Raw genomic sequence first — 5,148 nt, forward strand, 5'->3', positions numbered from 1 at the left:
CGAGCACGGCGAGGGGCGGCATGGGGGCGGCGACGATCCACGCGTACGGTTCGTGCACACCGAACGCGGGGGCCTGGAAAGCGCTCAGCAGGGTCGCCACGGCGAGCGGCAGGGCGAGGCGTGGCGTCACGATCTTGGACCAGAGGCCGTAGGCGAGCGCCGTGCCGAGCGCCACCGTGGCGATCGCGGCCGGCTTGTACGCGGTCCAGGCCTCGGCGCCCGCGAGGTGGGCGGCACGTCCGGTGAGCCAGAACCAGGCGGGCGGGTAGAGCGGTGGCAGCCCGTCGAAGGTGACGTCCGCGAGCCCGGCCTCGGCGGCGTACCGCGTCACGTACTGCGTACGGAACTGGTTGTCGCTGGTCAGTCCGCCGAGGAACAGCGGGGTGCCGTGCAGGGGGAGCGCGAGGATGCAGCCGGCCAGGGCGCCGAGAAGGGGGTAGGCGGCGAGGCCGGGCCGGCCTCGCAGGGCGAGCCAGGCAAGGGCGGCCAGGAGGACGGCGGTCGTGGTCGCGGTGGCGACGGTGTCCGCCCGGGTGGGCTCCGCGACGGGGAAGCGGGCGGCGGCGGACTGGACGGCCAGGCCCGCCAGTACGGAGAGCGTGGCGCCGAGCGCGAGGCGGGGGCGGGCGGCGGGCGTGACCGGGGCGGGTCCCTCGGCCGTACGGGGGCGGGGGGCGAGAAGGGTCATGTCCCGGTGAACGAAGCGGAGTCGGCGGTCCACACGCCCCTCATCGCCATTTCCCGGACGGTTCGCCTGCCGGTCACTCTCCTCTCACCCGCGTTCCGCGCGCCGGGCCGATGATGCGATGGCCGGTTCGGCCGGCCCGCTCACGCGGTCGCCGCACGGACGCCTCCCGGGAGAAGAAGCGCAGGTCGCAGGGGGCGCGGCAAGGAACTCCGCACCATGTCGAGGGCACGCCGGTTGACGTATGCCCGGGCCGGGCGGGTGAGGTCGCGACGACCGCCCGTGGGGGGCTTCGTCGGTCAGCGGGCCCGATGGACCACCGAGCCGAGGAGCCAGGGCCATGCATCCAGCCGCCCTTGACCACATGCGTATCTGCGTCGAGCAGTACATGCCCGCCGACCGCCGGCTCACGGTGGTCGACGTGGGATCCCAGATCGCCAAGCAGTCCCTGAACCACCACATGGTGCTCGAGGACCGCGACATCGACTACATCGGGATCGACATCGAGGCGGGCGAGAATGTGGACCGGGTGATGCCCCGGCCGTACACCTTCCCGGTCAAGTCGCGCAGCGCCGACTTCGTGATCTCCGGCCAGGCCCTGGAGCACATTCCGTTCCCCTGGGTGACGATGATGGAGATCGCGCGCGTCCTCAAGCCCGGCGGGCGGGCGTTCATCACCGTCCCCTCGCGTGGCCATGAGCACTACGGCCAGGACTGCTGGCGCTACTACCCCGACTCCTTCCGGGCGCTCGCCGCGTACGCCAAGCTGCGCATGGTGGAAGCGCACACCGACTTCCCGCCCCGCCTCGAGGGAAGCCGGCGCTACGACTACGCGCGGATCGACTACCGGCGCAATTACTGGGGTGACAGCGTCGGGGTCTTCCGCAAGCCCAAGGGCTATCCGGAGAAGCGCATGGCGCTGGTGCGCGCCTTCAGCCGGCTGTACGCCAACCACGTGGGCGGACTCCAGGACGTGCCGAGGCCCAAGGCCAACCCCGCGCGCGGGCGCAGGCCCGTGACGGGCAGGCCCGGCGCGAAGGTCTAGGCACCTCGACGCGCCCCTGTCACCAACTCCCTTTCCTGTCAGGAGGCTTCAGCGGATCGGGCGGTGCACGTTGTCCAGCTTCGACGGGCCCGGGGTCGCGTCCGCGATCCAGGGGCCGTCGCCGCTCAGGTCGACGATGCCTTCCTCGAGCCAGCCGTACGTGCCGGACAGGACGCCCTTGACCACCTTGCGGTCCAGATCGTCGGTGTTGCTCCACAGGCGGTTGAAGAGCTCGTCGACGCGGATGCGGGACTGGCGGCAGAAGACGTCGGCCAGCTGGTAGGCCTCGCGGCCGTAGTCCTCGGTGGTGCGCAGGAGTTCGGCCCGTACGCAGGCCGCGCTCATCGCGAAGAGCTCCGCTCCGATGTCGACGATCCGGCCCAGGAAGCCCTGTTTGGTCTCCATCCGGCCCTGCCAGCGCGACATCGCGTAGAACGTGGAGCGCGCGAGCTTGCGCGAGGCGCGTTCGACGAAGCGCAGATGCGCGGAGAGGTCGGCGTGCCCATCGGGGTGGAACTCGCCGTACGTACGCGGGAGTTGTCCGGGTCCGGCGACCAGCTTCGGCAGCCAGCGGGCGTAGAAGCCGCCTGCCTTCGCGCCTGCCTTCGCCTTGTCCGAGAGGGATTTCTCCGGGTCGATGAGATCGCCGGCGACCTTGAGGTGGGCGTCCACAGCCTCGCGGGCGATGAGCAGATGCATGATCTCCGTGGAGCCCTCGAAGATCCGGTTGATACGGAGGTCGCGCAGGACCTGTTCGGCGGGGACGGCCCGTTCGCCGCGGGCCGCGAGGGACTCCGCGGTCTCGAAGCCGCGGCCGCCGCGGATCTGGACCAGTTCGTCGGCGATCAGCCAGGCCATCTCCGAGCCGTACAGCTTGGCGAGTGCGGCCTCGATCCGGATGTCGTTGCGGTCCTCGTCGGCCATCTGGGAGGACAGGTCGAGGACGGCTTCGAGGGCGAAGGTCGTCGCGGCGATGAAGGAGATCTTCGTGCCGACCGCTTCGTGATGCGCGACCGGCTTGCCCCACTGCTCGCGCTCCCCCGCCCACTCCCGCGCGATCTTCAGGCACCACTTGCCCGCGCCCACACACATGGCGGGCAGCGACAGACGGCCGGTGTTGAGGGTCGTCAGCGCGATCTTCAGGCCGGCGCCTTCGGGGCCGATACGGCTCGACGCGGGGACGCGGACCTGGTGGAAGCGGGTGACGCCGTTCTCCAGGCCGCGCAGGCCCATGAACGCGTTGCGGTGCTCGACCGTGACGCCCTCGGCGGCGGCCTCCACGACGAAGGCGGTGATCCCGCCCTTGTGGCCCTCGGACTTGGGGACGCGGGCCATGACCACGAGCAGGTCGGCGACCACTCCGTTCGTGGTCCACAGCTTCACGCCGTCGAGGACGTAGTCCTCGCCGTCGGGGATCGCTGTGGTGGCGAGGCGGGCCGGGTCCGAGCCGACGTCCGGTTCCGTGAGCAGGAACGCGGAGATGTCGGTGCGGGCCAGGCGCGGCAGGAAGGTGTCCTTCTGCTCCTGCGTCCCGAAGATCTTCAGCGGCTGCGGCACCCCGATCGACTGGTGCGCCGACAGGAGCGCGCCGAGGGCCGGGTTGGCGGAGCCCACCATCGCGAGGGCCTTGTTGTAGTAGACCTGCGTCAGGCCGAGCCCGCCGTACTTCGTGTCGATCTTCATGCCGAGCGCGCCGAGCTCCTTGAGCCCGTTGATCACCTCGTCCGGGATCTTCGCCTCGCGCTCGATCCGCGCCCCGTCGATCTTCGTCTCGCAGAAGTCCCGCAGCTTGGCGAGGAATTCCTCACCGCGCTGGGCGTCCTCGTCGGCGGGCATCGGGTGCGGATGGACCAGGTCGAGGCGGAAGCGGCCGAGGAACAGTTCCTTGGCGAAGCTGGGCTTGCGCCAGTCCTGCTCGCGCGCGGCCTCGGCGACTTGGCGTGCCTCGCGCTCGCTCACGGACGGTTTCGGTTGTGCTGCGCTCATCCAGGCTCACCTCGCCGCGAAGAAGGCTTCCGGATCTTTTGATCCGATCTTGCCCCGGTTGGTTACTGGCTGGTGCTACTGGATCGTTGGTACCCGAATCGTCCCCTGTCCACCAGTCCTCGCGCAGCGATCGGAGTGCGGTGGTCCCGGATCAGCCGCCCTCGACGGGCAGCACCGTGAGGGTGTGACCTCGGGTGACGTACAGGCGGTCCTTGGCACCCAGGTAGCGGATCACTCCGGTGGGTTCACCCGGCATCGTGTACGTCCAGGCCGTCTTCATCGTCTTGCGGTCCACGGCGATGGCCGTGACATCGGCGGTGTCGATGAGGGGCGGGAAGAGGTACGGCCCGGCGGGCTCGGGCGGCGCGGCCGGGGCGGCGGCGAGCCGGACCGTCGACTGCCAGCGCCAGTCGTTGCCCTTGCGGGCCCGTTTGCGCTTGTCGCGTCGGATGACCCACAACTCGCGGCCGAGGAAGGACAGATACACCTCGTTGCCGTCGATGATCGCCGCGCCGTACAGTGTCCGGCCCTTCTGCCGCTCCGTCATCCCCTCCTCCGCCTCCTCCGGGTCCAGGCTCCATACGGTGCGTCCGGTGGCCAGTTCGAGGACGAGCAGACCGCGGCCGCTGACCACGACGGTGCGGTCGTCGGTGGCGAGCGCACGGCGGGCCGCACCGGTCTCGGTCGAGATGACGGTGCGTTCGGTCGCCAGGGCGCGCCGCCATACCGGCCGCCCGTCGTCCAGGCGGTACGCGGTGACCGAGTCGGTCTCCAGGAGGACGCCCAGGCGGTCGCTGCCGGCCATCTGTCCGATCCTGGCCGTGCTCCGGCCCAGCTTCCTGCGCCAGACGACCTTGCGGTCCACGACGTCGTACGCCACGAGAAAACGGTCGACGTCCTGCGGCGGCGCCTCGGGGTCGGCGCCCGTGGCGTGCCCCATGAGGATGACCATCCGTTCGCCGAAGCCGGCGAAGGGATAGAGCAGCCGGCTGAAGTCCAGGCCGAGCGGTCCCGTGGTCCAGGTGCGTCCGTCCGCCGCCTCCACCACGGCGAGCCGGCCGTCGGGGTCGGCGGTCGGCTGGAGGATGGCCCCGGCGCAGGGGACCGGGGCGATGCCGATGCCCGCGCCGGCGGTCCAGCGCACGGTGCCGCGCCGGATGTCGAGGCCGATCAGGGAGCCCTCGGCGGAGCCGGGGAGCACCACGATGTCCCCGATGGGCATGGCGGTCACAGCGCCCTTGTCGCTGATGTCCCCGCGGTAGGTCCACAGCGGCCGGGGCGCTCCACCGGGGTCGCGGGTCGGGCTCTTGGGCGGCCGCCGGGTGGGGCCGCCGACCGGTCCGCTGTCGTCCTTCGCGAGCCACCAGGCGGCGCCGCCCGCTCCGGCCACCACCAGCGCTGCGGCGCCGGCGAGGAGGGCACGGCGGGTGGG

4 protein-coding genes are annotated in these 5,148 nt (G+C 71.2%); 1 reads left to right on the forward strand and 3 read right to left on the reverse strand.

From position 1 onward, the window contains the following. Positions 1-688 (reverse strand): arabinofuranosyltransferase (locus ABT367_RS40690; protein ID WP_352258932.1); only part of this gene is annotated, 688 nt, incomplete at its 3' end. 337 nt (positions 689-1,025) lie between these two features. On the opposite strand from ABT367_RS40690, the gene ABT367_RS40695 reads away from it, so the two are divergent. Further along, entirely contained in the window at positions 1,026-1,730 is a 705-nt protein-coding gene (locus ABT367_RS40695) for a methyltransferase domain-containing protein (protein WP_352258933.1), read from the forward strand. Positions 1,731-1,778: 48 nt separating this feature from the next. On the opposite strand, the gene ABT367_RS40700 is transcribed toward ABT367_RS40695, so the two are convergent. Both ABT367_RS40700 and ABT367_RS40705 read right to left on the reverse strand, forming a co-directional pair. After that, positions 1,779-3,716, reverse strand: coding sequence for an acyl-CoA dehydrogenase family protein (locus ABT367_RS40700; RefSeq protein WP_352258935.1), 1,938 nt, complete (start codon positions 3,714-3,716; stop codon positions 1,779-1,781). Between the two features lie 151 nt (positions 3,717-3,867). Further along, positions 3,868-5,148 (reverse strand): PQQ-binding-like beta-propeller repeat protein (locus ABT367_RS40705; RefSeq protein ID WP_352258937.1); only part of this gene is annotated, 1,281 nt, incomplete at its 5' end.

It is taken from the genome of Streptomyces mesophilus (assembly GCF_040300965.1).
In the GTDB taxonomy this organism is placed as follows: domain Bacteria; phylum Actinomycetota; class Actinomycetes; order Streptomycetales; family Streptomycetaceae; genus Streptomyces; species Streptomyces mesophilus_A.

What these genes read in the sequence shown, in the direction of transcription:
- ABT367_RS40700 (WP_352258935.1), bottom strand. Translation starts at nt 3,716, where the DNA reads ATGAGCGCAGCACAACCGAAACCGTCCGTGAGCGAGCGCGAGGCACGC.
- ABT367_RS40695 (WP_352258933.1), top strand. Translation starts at nt 1,026, where the DNA reads ATGCATCCAGCCGCCCTTGACCACATGCGTATCTGCGTCGAGCAGTAC.